Annotated in this window: 11 protein-coding genes; 4 read left to right on the top strand and 7 right to left on the bottom strand. The window is 64.0% G+C overall.

All coding sequences use genetic code 11. The features are described from left to right. Positions 1–705 (top strand): DUF1028 domain-containing protein, encoded by a 705-nt coding sequence (locus JJ959_RS07255; RefSeq protein WP_292881473.1) that lies wholly within the window; start codon positions 1–3, stop codon positions 703–705. 8 nt (positions 706–713) lie between these two features. Here JJ959_RS07255 and JJ959_RS07250 read toward each other — a convergent pair whose 3' ends face one another. From JJ959_RS07250 to JJ959_RS07235, 4 genes are all read right to left on the bottom strand, one after another. Then, on the bottom strand, positions 714–1,493 hold the full coding sequence (locus tag JJ959_RS07250) for a hypothetical protein (protein ID WP_292881470.1): 780 nt from the start codon (positions 1,491–1,493) through the stop codon (positions 714–716). A gap of 41 nt (positions 1,494–1,534) precedes the next feature. Further along, positions 1,535–2,830, bottom strand: coding sequence for a DUF1835 domain-containing protein (locus JJ959_RS07245; RefSeq protein WP_292881469.1), 1,296 nt, complete (start codon positions 2,828–2,830; stop codon positions 1,535–1,537). A gap of 168 nt (positions 2,831–2,998) precedes the next feature. Next, positions 2,999–4,057: a D-cysteine desulfhydrase family protein gene (locus JJ959_RS07240; RefSeq protein ID WP_292881467.1), complete on the bottom strand. Its 1,059-nt coding sequence runs from the start codon at positions 4,055–4,057 to the stop codon at positions 2,999–3,001. Continuing rightward, the gene (locus tag JJ959_RS07235) at positions 4,057–5,841 is read right to left on the bottom strand and encodes a M3 family oligoendopeptidase (RefSeq protein ID WP_292881465.1); all 1,785 of its coding nucleotides are present in this window, start codon (positions 5,839–5,841) and stop codon (positions 4,057–4,059) included. The genes JJ959_RS07240 and JJ959_RS07235 overlap by 1 nt, the downstream gene beginning before the upstream one ends. A 112-nt stretch (positions 5,842–5,953) precedes the next feature. On the opposite strand from JJ959_RS07235, the gene JJ959_RS07230 reads away from it, so the two are divergent. Next, complete coding sequence (locus JJ959_RS07230) at positions 5,954–7,747, top strand: long-chain fatty acid--CoA ligase (RefSeq protein ID WP_292881462.1); 1,794 nt, start codon at positions 5,954–5,956, stop codon at positions 7,745–7,747. 163 nt (positions 7,748–7,910) lie between these two features. After that, positions 7,911–9,884, top strand: coding sequence for a tetratricopeptide repeat protein (locus JJ959_RS07225; protein ID WP_292881601.1), 1,974 nt, complete (start codon positions 7,911–7,913; stop codon positions 9,882–9,884). Here JJ959_RS07225 and JJ959_RS07220 read toward each other — a convergent pair. Beyond that, complete coding sequence (locus tag JJ959_RS07220) at positions 9,871–10,944, bottom strand: 5-(carboxyamino)imidazole ribonucleotide synthase (RefSeq protein WP_292881460.1); 1,074 nt, start codon at positions 10,942–10,944, stop codon at positions 9,871–9,873. The genes JJ959_RS07225 and JJ959_RS07220 overlap by 14 nt on opposite strands. Continuing rightward, complete coding sequence (gene purE, locus JJ959_RS07215; protein ID WP_292881598.1) at positions 10,944–11,441, bottom strand: 5-(carboxyamino)imidazole ribonucleotide mutase; 498 nt, start codon at positions 11,439–11,441, stop codon at positions 10,944–10,946. Before purE ends, JJ959_RS07220 begins: the two co-directional genes overlap by 1 nt. A gap of 163 nt (positions 11,442–11,604) precedes the next feature. Here purE and JJ959_RS07210 point away from each other — a divergent pair, with 163 nt between their 5' ends. Next, positions 11,605–12,834 carry an aminotransferase class III-fold pyridoxal phosphate-dependent enzyme gene (locus JJ959_RS07210; protein WP_292881457.1) on the top strand — a complete coding sequence of 410 codons (1,230 nt, stop codon included), beginning with the start codon at positions 11,605–11,607 and terminating at the stop codon, positions 12,832–12,834. Here the strand turns inward: JJ959_RS07210 and JJ959_RS07205 are convergent. Beyond that, the gene (locus tag JJ959_RS07205; protein ID WP_292881454.1) at positions 12,827–13,723 is read right to left on the bottom strand and encodes a hypothetical protein; all 897 of its coding nucleotides are present in this window, start codon (positions 13,721–13,723) and stop codon (positions 12,827–12,829) included. The two genes, JJ959_RS07210 and JJ959_RS07205, sit on opposite strands and share 8 nt — an antisense overlap. Between the last annotated feature and the right edge of the window lie 4 nt (positions 13,724–13,727).

Here is a 13,727-nt window from a genome sequence, read left to right as displayed (position 1 = left end):
ATGACGTGGTCTATCGTCGCACGGGAACCGGAGACAGGCCGGTTCGGCATCGCCATCTCCACCTGCGCCTTCGCCGTCGGCGCGATCTGCCCCTGGGCGCGGGCCGGAACCGGCGCACTCTCGACACAGGCCCATACCAATCCGATGCATGGCGCGCTCGGCATCGAGCTGATGGCAAAAGGCCTGCCGGTCGGGGACGCGCTCCGGATGACCCTTGGCCATGACGAAGGCCGGGATATCCGGCAGGTGCACGGGGTCGACGCGCGTGGCGACACTTTCACCCACACCGGAGCCGCCTGCGTCGACTGGTGCGGACACGCCTCGGGCGAGAACGTCACCGTCGCCGGCAACATGCTGGCCGGCCCGGCGGTCGTCGCCGAGACACTCGCGCGCTACGAGGCCTCCGCCGGCCAGGAATTCGGCGACCGCCTGCTGACCGCGCTCGAAGCCGGCGAGGCCGCCGGCGGCGACAAGCGCGGCAAGCAGTCCGCGGCACTCATCATCCAGGGCAGCGAGCCCTACCGGGAGGCCGACATCCGCGTCGACGACCATGCGGAGCCGATCGCCGAACTGCGCCGGCTGTTCACGATCTACGCCGACACGCGGCGCGCCTATATGCAGACCATGGGCAGGACACAGGATTTCGCCGGGATCGTGGATCATGCTGAGCGCGAAAGATTCGTACTGGCGCACCGCGGTCGCTGAGATTCCCCTCAGTTCTTTGGATAGCCCGAATATCCCCGTACCCGATGCGTCACCGAATGGTCCCGGTCGATCTCGCCGAGCGGGCAGATATCCCAGTTCCAGCTTTCCCCGCCCTCCGGCAAGGGAACCTCGTGGAGCGCAGAGACCGTTCCGCTCACGGCGCCAGAACGGTCGCGGATGATGCGGGCCTCATCGGTGATCAGCGCCACCGGGCAGGCGAAGGACCCGAGATAGTCGAGATGGGCGCGCACCAGACCCCGGCCCAGGTCCTCGCCCGCCGCCTCGCTCTGGGAAAACCTGCGTTCAAGATACTCGTTCGGCACGATCGAGAGCTGGGAGAGCACGTTCGCGGAGACGACAAGGGAGATCGACGGGTCGTCGAGATAGGCCGTCGGCACCGACAGATCCCTCCTGCCGTCCGCAAGCGCATCCAGGGAATTGGTCACGTCCAGCGTCGCGAGTTCCAGCCGCGGATTGCTCCTGGCCGCACGTCTTGCCGGCCCCATGAAAAGCAGGTCCGCCAGAACGATCCTGTCGAAACGCCCGAGTAGAGCGGAAAGCGGGATGTCGTAGAGCAGCCCGGCGCCGAAGATGAGAACCGTGTCCCTCGTTTCGCACCGCTCGGCCGCAGCGAGAATCAGCTTCCGGCTCCGATCGAGATGCGGCGCCCACGCGTCCCGGTTTCGCCGGTAGCGGCTCTCGATCCCGACGCATTCGGTGAGGAACCCCATGCGCCGATAAGGCTGCGGACACGGGGTCGTCAGATAGGTGAAAGCTTCGCGCAGCATTCGCCAATGCTAATGCGGAGGGCGCGGCACTCCAAGCCGGATCAGGCCCTCAGCACCTCGCCCTTTTCCTCGTCCCAACGCCAGGCCGAGCGGCCCGGGCGGATCTCGACCCCGCCGACCCAGCGCACACCGCGCTGGATCGAGACGTAATCCTCCTCGCCGGCGAGCACGCGCCGGCCCGCATCGCGTAGGGAGAAGACCCGCTTCGGCCAGGGCTGACCCGCGCTCTCCGGGTCCATCAGGATCACCGGATCGGTGCTCTTCGCGAGTTCGGTCAGCACGTGCCAGAACATCAGGTCGCCGAGGAACGGCAACGGCTCCCGCCGCGCCATCAGGATCTGGAAGATCTGGCCGGCCGGCATGTCACCGAGGTCATCCAGGATCGACAGGGTGATCCGCTGGGTCATGCCGAGCCCGGTTTTGGGGGCCGGAAGCTCCGCCAGGTGGCGCCGGAGCGCCGGCGCCATCAGTTGCAATGCCGGGGTCCCGGCGGCGGCGATCTCCGCCAGCGCCGACGGACTCGCATCGGTCACCGCGTCCCAGACCCGCGCGCCGAGCGCGAGTTGCTCCTCCGTCACCGGACGCTGTTCGTATTCCCAGAGCCAGAGCAGCACTTCCGGGTGAAGCTGGCCGAGGCCGACGAAGTCCTGCACGCCCGGCACCTGACCGACGCAGATCATCTTCAGATCCGGCCGCGTCTCCGTCCGGTGGAAGGACGAAAGAAGACGCGCCAGAATCAGCTGATCGTAATGGTCATGCTCGAACCAGAGCACCGCCGGCGCGCCCTCCGCCAGCTTCTCTACGGCGGCGTATTCGGCCTTTAGGCGGGCCTCCGCTTCTTCCTGCGCGCGGCCGTAGGCTCCCGCGATGAAGTCCGCCCGGCGCGAAATGAACTCGGCCTGCGGCACCCGCGGAACAGGCCCCTGGCAGTAGGGATCGGAGAATTCGAGGAAGCGTCCCTTGAAGCCTCCGACCTCAAGGCTGTGCCGGATATCCTCGCCGCAGCGGATATGCGTCGTCTCGGGCGTATCGGGCAGATCCGGCTTGCCCGCCTCGATACGAAGCTGGTCGAAGCGGAGGCGCTCGATATGCGCCTTCATGCGCGGCCAGCTGAGGAACCCGTTTTCCCGCGCGATCACGAGTTGCGCCTCGGCGAGCTTGAAGTCGTCGATGTTTGCGTTCGGGTGATGGGTATTGACCCGGCCGCAGGCCTGCGGGTCGCCGTCGCGCACGAGTTCCAGCAGCTCTTTCGCGCACTTGCGCTGCTGTTCGAGATTGAGCCGTCCGCCGAAAAACTCGCGCGGACCGGCGGAGGCCGGTGCGTTGGAAGCTGTCATACGATTCCCTCGTCATCTACCGCCTGTGTCCGCCTGACAGGCGAGGAAATCGATCAGATGACGATCACTCGGATTTGGGCGCAGCCCTTTCCGCGGACAGGACGCCGTGAGGCGATGCCCACATTGTAACTACAGGTTCTGTTAATGCAAGTACTTGAAAGATAGGGATCAATCTTCCGGATAAAGCGCGGACCTGTAGGCGAAGAGCCCCGGCAGGCCGCCGGTATGGATGTAGAGGACATTGTCCATCCCCGCGAAGGTTCCGGCGCGGGTAAGACCGATCAGGCCGGCGAGGCTCTTGGCCGTATAGGTCGGGTCGACGATCAGGGCCTCAAGGCGCCCGGCGAGATCGATCGCCTCGCGGGTGCTGTCGACCAGCTTGCCGTACCCAGGACCGAGCCAGTCGTCGCGGCAGATCACCTCGTCGTCCTCGACGATCCTGCCGCAGGAGAGCATCTCCTCGGCGAGCCGGAGGATGGAGCGCACCCGCTCGGACTGGCTGGCAGCGTCACGCCGGACGCAGATTCCATGCACCGGCCCCTCATAACCCGCGAGCCGGAGGCCGAGCAGCGTCCCGACATGGGTGGCCGCACTGCCTGTCGGCACGACCACCGCGTCGAAGGCAATCTCGTCCGCGGCGGCCTGTTCCAATAGCTCGACCGCCCCTTGCATGTAGCCAAGTGCTCCGGTCGGCTTGGTGTCAGGGGAAAGAGTGAAGAGATACGGCTTCCGGCCCTCCCCTTTCAGCCGCTCGGCGATGCGCGCCAGGTTGGTGTCGGCCGCCTTCTCGTCCTCGCCGAGGGGGAAATGATGCATGCGGGCGCCGAAGATCCGGTCGAGCAGGACGTTGCCCGACTTGTGGTACTCCTCGCCCATGCCCTCCACGCGGTTCTCGAGCTGAACGTGGCACTCCATGCCGAGTTTCGCCGCGAAGGCGGCGGCGGTGCGCATGTAATTGGACTGCACCGCGCCTGTGATCACCGCCGTATCGGCGCCTGCGGCTTTCGCAGCGCCAAAGGAGTATTCGAGCTGGCGCACCTTGTTGCCGCCCGTGGCGACGCCGGTGCAATCGTCCCGCTTCACCCAGAGCGCGGGGATCTTGCGGCCGAGTTCTTCAGAGAGATGGGCGCCGAGCCGCTCCATCTCTTCCAGCGGGGTCGGAAAATGCCCGAGGCGGACCCGCGGAAATCCGTTCAGACGGTGCCGCAGCGCCTCGGGCGTCCGCATCACTCCATGGCCTCGAGTTCGGTGATGAAGCCGTCGATGACATCGAGCCCTTTGGACCAGAACGCCGGATCGCTGGCATCGAGCCCGAAGGGCGCGAGCAGTTCCTTGTGCCGGAGCGTCCCGCCGGCGGACAGCATCTCCAGGTACTTCTCCGCGAAGCCTTCCTCCGCGTCCTGATAGACCGCGTAGAGCGAGTTCACCAGGCAATCGCCGAACGCGTAGGCGTAGACGTAGAACGGCGAGTGGATGAAGTGCGGGATGTAGGACCAGAAGCTCCGGTAATCCTCGTCGAACTTGATCGCCGGGCCGAGGCTCGCCTTCTGGGTCTCGATCCAGATGTCTCCGAGATCGTTCGGCATCAGCTCACCGTCCTGGCGCGCCGCATGCACCTTGGTCTCGAACTGGTGGAAGGCGATCTGCCGGACCACCGTGTTGAGCATGTCCTCGACCTTGCTCGCCAGCATCGTGCGGCGCTGTTTCGGGTCGGTCTTGCTCTTCAGCACCGCGCGGAAGGTCAGCATTTCGCCGAAGACCGAGGCGGTCTCGGCAAGAGTCAGTGGCGTACCGGAGAGCAGCTGTCCCTGCTTGCCGGCAAGCACCTGATGCACCCCGTGCCCGAGTTCGTGCGCCAGCGTCATCACGTCCCGCGTCTTGCCCTGGTAGTTCAGCAGCAGATAGGGATGCGCGCTCGGTACCGTCGGGTGGGCGAAGGCGCCCGACGCCTTGCCGGGACGCACCGGCGCGTCGATCCAGGCATTGTCGAAGAAGCGCTTGCCGACCTCGGCCAACTCCGGCGAAAAGGCGCCGTAGGCATCCAGGACCGTCTTCGTCGCCTGGTCCCAGGTGATCGTGGTGTCGTCATCGTCCGGCAGCGGCGCGTTGCGGTCCCAGTAGTTCAGGGCCTCGACGCCGAACCATTTCGCCTTCAGCGCGTAATAGCGGTGCGACAGCCGGTGATAGCTGCCGGTGACCGCGTCCGAGAGCGCCTGCACCACCTCGCCCTCGACCTGATTGGCGAGGTTGCGCGACGAGATGGGCGACTCGTAGCCGCGCCACTTGTCCTCGATCGCCTTGTCCTTGGCGAGCGTATTGGTGATGAGCGCAAAGAGCCCGATATTCTGCTTCAGCACGCCGGCAAAGCTCTTCGCCGCCTTCTCGCGCACCGTGCCGTCCTTGTGGCTCAGCTTGTCGAGCACCTCGGCCGAGGTCAGCTGCTTGCCGTCGAACGGGAAACGCAGGCGCGCGAAGGTCTCGTCGAACAGCCGGACCCAGGCGGATTTCCCGGTCACGGACTTCTCGTGCAGCTTCTCCTCGATCTCGTCGGAAAGCTGATGCTCGCGGAAGGCGCGGACATCGCGCAGCCACGGCTTGTAGAAGGCAAGCTCCGCTGCCTTCAGCCGTTCCTCGATATCCGCTTCCTCGATACGGTTGATCTCAAGCGTGAAGAACAGCAGGTCGGTGCCGGCAGCGTTGACCTTTTCCTGCATGGACTGGAAGAAGCGGCCGTTCTCGGCGCTGCCCATATCACCCGCATAAACGAGATAGGCGTAGGACATGATGCGCCCCATGACCTCGTCCATGCGCTCGTAAGCCTGCACCGCCTTGCCCAGCTCGCCGCCGTCCAGTCCCGCGATCTTTCCTGCATAGCGCGCCTTGAAAGCCTTCGCGTCCGCGGCCAGTTTCTCGAGATCTTGCTTCAGAGCGTCGGAGTCGGGGCCGGGATAGAGATCGGAGAGATCCCATTCAGGGAGAGCGCCAAGTTCGGATTGTGCGGCTTCGGCCATATCGGTATCCATTCAAGTAACTGAAGAGCGAACAGCTCATCCATGTCGGTCGCCGGCATGTCGTTTCCAGCCCCGTGCGACAATTCGGGGCGGAGGGAGGAGACCTGATTTAATGGACTACAAGGCAGTTCGTAATCTCGCAACTTTGTTCTTCGACCAGTCCTCCCGTCTGGCGGACCGCCCCTTTCTCTGGGCGAAACGCGACGGGGTTTATCAGTCTCTCACCTATGGCGAGACCCGCGCTGAGGTCGCGCGCTGCGCCAAGGGTCTGCGCGCGATCGGTATCGGCAAGGGCGACCGGGTCCTGCTGCTCTCCGAGAACCGGCCCGAATGGGTGATCGCCGACCTCGCGATCATGGCCGTCGGCGCCATCGCGGTCCCCGCCTACACCACCGCGACGAGCGACGACATACTGTTCGTGCTGGACCATAGCGGTTCGAAGGCCGCCATCGTTTCGACCGACCGGCTTGCAAAGAAACTGATGCCTGCCGCCCGCAGCTCCGATGCCTGCGAGACCGTTGTCACGATCGAGAATACCGGCGGCGCGACCCAGGCCGGCGTCAATGTCGTCGGATGGGAGGAGCTCTGCAAACGCGGGGAGAGCGTCGAGGGAAATCCCGCGGATTGGGCTGCGGAGCTGAAGCGCGACGAGGTCTGCAGCCTGATCTACACTTCCGGCACCGGGGGACGTCCGAAAGGCGTCATGCTGACCCACGGCTCCCTGCTGACGAACTGCGACGGCGCGCACGACCTGCTCTCGGAACTCGGCCTGGAGCACGAGGTCTTCCTCTCGCTGCTTCCGCTGTCGCACTCCTACGAACATGCCTGCGGCCTGCATTTCCCGATCTCGATCGGCGCAGAGATCTATTATGCGGAGGGGCCGGACAAGGTCGCGCAGAACCTGGCCGAGGCGAAGCCGACAATCATGACCGCGGTCCCCCGGCTCTACGAGGTCCTGCATGACCGGATCCGGCGCGGAGTCGATGCCAAGGGCGGGCTCAGCGCCAAACTGTTCCATCGCGCGGTCGAGCTCGGCACCAAGGCTTACCGCGATCCAGCCAGTCTTTCGCTCCGGGAAAAAGCGGAGAACTTGTTGCTGGACGCGCTCGTGCGCAAGAAGGTCTCGACTCGCTTCGGCGGGCGCCTCAAGGCCTTCGTTTCCGGCGGCGGCGCCCTCAATCCGGATATCGGCACCTTCTTCCTCGCCCTCGGTGTCCGCATCCTGCAGGGCTACGGCCAGACCGAAGCCTCCCCGGTCGTAAGCTGCAACCGTTGCAAGCTGGTGAAGATCCACACCGTCGGCCCGCCACTGAAGGATGTCGAGGTCAAGATCGCTGCCGATGGCGAGATCCTGGTGCGCGGCGAGCTGCTGATGAAGGGCTACTGGCTCGATCCTGAGACCACCGCCAAGACGATTGTCGACGGCTGGCTGCATACCGGCGATATCGGGAAGATCGACGAGGACGGCTACATCGTCATCACCGACCGGAAGAAAGACATCATCGTCAATTCCGGCGGCGACAATATCTCGCCGGCGCGGGTCGAGGGCCAGATCACGGTCGAACCGGAAATCGCCCAGGCGATGACATATGGGGACAAGCGCCCCTATCTCGTCGCCGTTCTGGTCCCCGACCAGACCTTTGTCGAGGAATGGGCCAAGACCAACGGCGCGGCACCCGACCTGGCGGAGCTTTCCGGCAACGAGGACTTCATCAAGGCGATCGCCGCCGCGATGGACCGGGCGAACGGCCGGCTGTCGCAGATCGAGAAGGTCCGCCGCTTCATGCTCGCCGACGGCCCGTTCACGACCGAGAACGCGATGATGACGCCGACCCTGAAGATCCGGCGCCACAAGATCCGCGAGGCCTATTGGCAGCGGCTCGATGCGCTCTTCGGGCGGAGCTGATCTCGCACCTGAACAACACCGCTCGACTTTCTCGGCGAAACACCCGGAACCAAGGCTTTGCCTGTGACTGACCTCTGGACGTTGCTGAGTTCGACCGCTCTACTATGACCGGATCGCGGATCGAATAGATTGGAACGCGCTTTCCGGAGCGGACGGCAGATTGATGAACAGTTCTTCAGAAGCGGCGACGGACGCCCTGAGAAATCCTGATCGTCTGTTCAGAGAGGCGCTCTCTCTTCACGAATCCGGCAAGCTTGAGGCGGCGCGGCCGCTATATGAATGCCTGCTCGACAATATTGGCCCCAATCCAGATATTCTCCACCTGTACGGGACGCTGCTGTTTCAGTCGGGAGTTGCTTCTCTCGGGGCACGCTGCATCTCCAAGGCCATTCTCCAGCGTCCGGACGCGGGCAGTTACTACGACCATCTCGGCAGCGCGGCTCGGGCAATGGGCAGAGCTCCCAGGTCGATGTGGGCCTACGAACGCGCCTGCATTGTAAACCCTCAGTCCGGCACGGCATTCCTGAATGCGGCGATCGTTCACCTGGAAAGCGATCAGGCCGACATCGCCGTCAAACGGGCGAGGCGGGCCACCGAACTCTTGCCTCAGGATCCGGCGACCTGGCTACGGTTGGGAAGCGCTCTCCGCAAAGCGGGCAGACTTCAGGAAGCGCTTCCTGTCCTTGAAATCGCCCGGGCCCGCGCACCGGATCTGATCGAGACCTATTTTCATCTGAAGGAAGTGCAGAGCGCTCTCGGCGCAACCCGCGCGGCCGATACCGCCTCCAAGCGCGGGATCATGCTGGCGCCGCAACAGCACGAGTTTTACGCAAACTTCCGCGATGGCGACATCTCCGACGTCACCCGCTGGCGCGGAGAAACACCGAGGCGTCTGGCCGTCGTGCTCCAGCCTGCCGCCCCTCGCGGATGGGACCAACTCGCCTCCTCGCGATACGGCAATCTCGATTATCCGGGAGCATTGAGCGCCGCCAAGCACGCGATCCTTTTGGCGCCGGAACTGGCACCACCCTACAATTCGCTGGGAACAGCAGCTTTCCATCTCGGCGATTTCACGGGCGCCATTCGCGCGGCGAGGTACGGCCTGGCTGCCGATCCGAACTTCGGAGACATCGGGTACAATCTGTCACTTTCGGCTTTCAGTGCCGGAAAAATTGAGCTGGGCTGGCGCTTTTGGGGCCACCGCCTGAAAATGCGGAAGATCCCGGGACGGATTGCAATGCCACCGCGCTGGACACCTGAAAGGGGTGAGGCGCGGCACCTCCTTGTAGCATCGGAGCAGGGCATCGGGGACGATATCGCGTTCCTCAGCTGCCTGCCTGATTTGCTTGGTCGAGCCGAGAAACTGACCGTCGAGACCGATACACGGCTCCACCCGCTGCTGAAACGCACCTATCCCGAGATCGACCTGATCGAAAAGCAACTCCGGGCATCTCAGGATGGATCGCCCGCCTACGATTATTCGGTTGTTTGCAGCGAGAGAGATTTCTCTCACGCTGTCTTCAGCGGCGATCTTCCCGCCTTCTTCCGCAGGGATGCAAGCGCGGCTCCCGCGCCCACCGGAGCATTGCAGCCGGACCCCGAACTCGTCCGTGATTGGAAGAACCGCCTCGGGACACTCGGGCCGGGCCCGTATTTCGGGCTTTGCTGGCGCAGCGGGACGCTCCTGACCGGCCACAGACGAACCGGTTACCTGACCGCGGCCGAATTGGTCGGGGCGATCCCGAACCGCACATTTACCCTGATCAACCTGCAATATGGCGACGCCACAGAGGAGCTTCTCGAAATCCGCGAGACGATGGATGTGACGGTCCATGATTTCGCCGATCTCGATCAGGTCAGGGAACTCGACCGCGTTGCCGCCCTGATGTCCTGCCTGGATCTCGTTGTGGCCCCGGCGACGGCTGCACTCGCACTCGCCTGTTCCGTAGGCGTCCCGGTTATCGGTCTTGAGAAATCCTATTTCCGGTTTGGCGACGGCTGGGATCCGCTGTTCGGAAACCTGTTGCCGGTAAGAAAGCCCTCGGAACCCACCCTCACGAACGGCCGCGCAGCGAGAATGGGCGCCGCCGTTCGACATTTTATCGAAACCGGATCGCTCCCGATCAGGAAACCCTGATCCGGTTTACATGGCCCATCTTGCGGCCGGGACGCGCTTCGGACTTGCCGTAGAGATGCAGTTTGGCATCCGGCTCCGCGACGATCGTCTTCCACTGCTCGACCTCATCGCCGATCAGGTTCTGCATCACCGTCGGAAAGCGCACATCGACCGGGCCGAGCGGCAACCCAGTCACGGCGCGGACGAATTGCTCGAACTGGCTGGTGGCGCAGCCGTCCTGGGTCCAGTGACCGGAATTGTGCGGCCGGGGCGCAACCTCGTTGACAAGGACCTTGCCGTCGGAGGTCACGAACATCTCCACCGCGAGCAGACCGACGAGATCGAGACGCTTCGCAAGCGCTTCCGCGACCGAACGCGCTGCGCTTTCAGTCGCCGGGGCGATCGCCGCGGGGACTGTGCTGGTGCTCAGGATATGGTCGACATGATGGTTCTCGGCGACCGGAAACGCGCGCGAGGTTCCATCGACACCGCGCGCGACGATGACGGAAATCTCCTTCTCGAAGTCCACGAACCCTTCCAGGACCGCGTCGTCCGTGTTCAGCGATCCCCAGGCTTCCGCGAGGTCCGTCTCCGCCACGATCTTAACCTGCCCCTTGCCGTCATACCCGAAACGGCAGGTTTTCAGGACCGCCGGACGGCCGATCTCCTCGACCGCCGTGCGCAACTGCTCAAGGCTGGTGACATGCCTGTAAGGCGCCGTTCCCGCCCCCGCATCGCGCGCGAAGTCCTTCTCCGCGACCCGATGCTGTGAGACCGCCAGCACGCTCGGACGCGGCCGCACGGGAGCCAGCTTCGAAAGCCGCTCCACCGTGTCGACAGGAATATTCTCGAACTCGTAGGTGATGACATCGACGCTGGCGGCGAACGCAGAGAGCGCAGCTTCGTCGTCGTAGGACGCGACCGTCGTGCGTTCGGCGACCTGCGATGCCGGGCTGTCTTCTTCCGGGGTGAAGATATGGCAGCGGTAGCCGAGGGGAGCAGCGGCAAGCGCCGTCATCCGGCCGAGCTGCCCTCCGCCGATGATTCCGATGACGGCTCCGGGCGCCAGAACCTCAGGCATCAGGAATCCACCGGAACGTCGCCGACCGAGTCGGTCTGGGCTTCCCGCCAGGCCGCGAGACGGGCGTGCAGGGCGTCGTCTTCGTTGGCCACGATCGCCGCCGCCAGAAGGCCGGCATTCTTGGCTCCCGCCTTGCCGATCGCGAGCGTGCCGACTGGAATACCGCCCGGCATCTGCACGATGGAGAGCAGGCTGTCCATGCCCTTCAGCGCCTTGCTTTCGACCGGCACGCCAAGCACCGGAAGCGTCGTCTGCGCCGCGACCATGCCCGGCAGATGCGCCGCGCCACCCGCGCCGGCGATGACGACCTTGAGACCCCGTTGCTTCGCCGTTGCCGCGTAGTCCGTCATGCGCGCCGGCGTGCGATGTGCGGAGACGATGCGGGTTTCGTGCGGAACCTTCAGGGCTTCGAGAATGAGGGCGGCTTCCTTCATGGTTTCCCAGTCCGACTGGCTTCCCATGATAATGCCGACCAATGGTGTCGCGGCCTCGGCCATATGCGCCATCCTGCTTCCAACGGCCCCGCGTCTGCGGCGGAGCGGGTCAAAGAAGCGCGGCATTATAGGAGCGAAGCTTTCAGTTACAAGCGCGGACTGACGGCTTTTGTCGGGGCGCGCTTTGTGGTTGAGTCGTAAGGGAGTAAGCAGAAGGGAACGGTTCGTGACTGAGTCCATCAGCAGACGGGATGCCGCCGCGTTTCTTCATCAGGCGGGCTCCACCCCGGTCGCTCATGCTTTCGCCTCTTGCCGGGGCGCCTGGGCGGTGGACGAGACCGGTCACCGCTTCCTCGATCTCCACGGCAACACTTGCCACAATATCGGCTACGCGCACCCCCGCATGGTTGCGGCGCTGAAACAGCAGCTCGACACGCTGACCTTCACCCCGCGGCTCTTCACCTCGGAGCCGGCGGTCGAACTCGCGGAGATGCTGGCCGCGCGATGGCCTTACGGAAATGCGCGCGTTCTGCTCGGCGTATCCGGCACAGACGCTATCGAGATGGCGCTCAAGCTCGCCTATGTCGCAACGGGACGCACGAAGACGATCGCTTTCGACGGCAGCTGGCACGGCGCGGCACTCGGGGCGCTTTCGGTCGGTGGCACCGCTGCGGAGCGGGAGGAATTTCCCGCTCTCGAAGGCTGCCATCACGTCCATGCCTTCTGGCCACGGAACATCGGGGAAACCGCCGAGGCGGCGGCGCAGACCGCGTTCGAGGCGCTGGAATATTATCTCGCGGCACGCGACATCGCGGCCATCCTCTCGGAGCCGATCCGCGCGACACCCCATCTGCCGCCCGACTGGTTCTGGCCGGAGGTCCGGGAACTCTGCGACCGCACCGGAACATTGCTCATCTTCGACGAGATCCCGACGGGTCTCGGCAAGACCGGCCGCTTTTTCGCCAGCGAGCATTTCGAAGCCGTGCCGGACATCACCGTGCTTGGCAAATCGCTTGGCGGCGGCATCCTGCCCCTATCGGCCGTGATCGCCAATGCGGAGCTCGACGTCGCGCAGCATCTCGGGATCGGTCACTACACCCACCAGAAAAATCCGATGCTGGCCCGCGCGGGGATCGAGACGCTCAGGATCATCGATGACGAGAAACTTGTCGAAAGATCCGCAAGCATGGGCCGTTGGGCGCTCGGAGAACTGAAGTCGCTCTCGAATAAACTCCCCGTCTATGCGGGCGCACGGGGCATTGGCTGCGCCATGGCGGTGGAGTGCGCGGATCACGACAACCTGTCAGCACTGAAAAACGGCTGCTACAGGCTGGGGCTCAATACAGGTACCGCGGACGGCCGCTATCTCACCCTCTCCCCGCCGCTGAACATCTCGCAAGAGGACTTCCGGTTCGCCATCGGCATCCTTGCAGAAGCCGGGTCCGGTTTCATTTGACCGTGGCCTTCTTCCGCCGCCGAGGATCGTAGAAGAGCCGCGATTCCATCGTTTCCTCGCGCCCGACCAGCGCGATCCTCTGATTGGCGAGCTTGGTATTGCCGGTCAGATGCAGGACCCCGATCGGGCGATGGGGGATATCGGGCTCAACGAACTCACCGGACTCGGGATCGAAGGCTGGAAGCGCCATGTTGGCAATCCAGTTGAAAGTCGCTGGCAAGAAGCACCGTGGATGGTCGGAACTGTAAACAGCGTAATTGAGCGCCATCTGTTCAACATGAAAACTGACGTCACGCGAAAGCGCCTCTGCCAGCGCCTCCCGCCAAATACTCCAGATTCCGTGCGCAGCGGGCATGGCGAACACACCGCTATTCAGAACAGGGCTGTACCCGAAGCGCCGCGCAACATCTTCGCCGAAATAGGTCTTCTGCTTCTCGAAGATCCAGCGCACGTAAGGTTTGATCTCGAAACAATGTTTGTAGGCACGGTCCAGTTCCGGCGCGATGCAGAGCCGGCCGCCGGAAGCGCCATTCTGGAGCCACTCAATCGCCCACCAGTTCTGAACCCAGGCGTCCGCGTCGATCCAGATATAAATCTCGTATCCGGGGAAGTGGTCGCGCAGGAACGGGCGTGAGACCATCGCCTTGAAACCGGCCCCGATCGTCGATCGATCACCGCTCTGTGGCGCGAAGTCGATGTCCCAGCCTGGTAAGGCGATTTCCGGCGCAAACTTTGCCAGGGTCTCTCGGTTCTCCTTGGACAATCCGAGATCGAGATAGCCGATGTCGATATCGGCGCTCTGCTGATCCCTGATCGAGCGCAGAAGGCTGAGCGATACCTGAAAGAAGCGGTCGTCGCTTGCCGTACAGATGATGGTTCTGGCGGACACCGGA

Source organism: Nisaea sp. (assembly GCF_017640745.1).
Lineage (GTDB): Bacteria > Pseudomonadota > Alphaproteobacteria > Thalassobaculales > Thalassobaculaceae > Nisaea.
This window is presented reverse-complemented; position numbering and strand designations above follow the sequence as displayed.

Coding starts and splice junctions, on each gene's coding strand:
- JJ959_RS07230 (WP_292881462.1), top strand. CDS start 5,954: ATGGACTACAAGGCAGTTCGTAATCTCGCAACTTTGTTCTTCGACCAG.
- JJ959_RS07225 (WP_292881601.1), top strand. CDS start 7,911: ATGAACAGTTCTTCAGAAGCGGCGACGGACGCCCTGAGAAATCCTGAT.
- JJ959_RS07245 (WP_292881469.1), bottom strand. CDS start 2,830: ATGACAGCTTCCAACGCACCGGCCTCCGCCGGTCCGCGCGAGTTTTTC.
- purE (WP_292881598.1), bottom strand. CDS start 11,441: ATGGCCGAGGCCGCGACACCATTGGTCGGCATTATCATGGGAAGCCAG.
- JJ959_RS07255 (WP_292881473.1), top strand. CDS start 1: ATGACGTGGTCTATCGTCGCACGGGAACCGGAGACAGGCCGGTTCGGC.
- JJ959_RS07235 (WP_292881465.1), bottom strand. CDS start 5,841: ATGGCCGAAGCCGCACAATCCGAACTTGGCGCTCTCCCTGAATGGGAT.
- JJ959_RS07250 (WP_292881470.1), bottom strand. CDS start 1,493: ATGCTGCGCGAAGCTTTCACCTATCTGACGACCCCGTGTCCGCAGCCT.
- JJ959_RS07240 (WP_292881467.1), bottom strand. CDS start 4,057: ATGCGGACGCCCGAGGCGCTGCGGCACCGTCTGAACGGATTTCCGCGG.
- JJ959_RS07220 (WP_292881460.1), bottom strand. CDS start 10,944: ATGCCTGAGGTTCTGGCGCCCGGAGCCGTCATCGGAATCATCGGCGGA.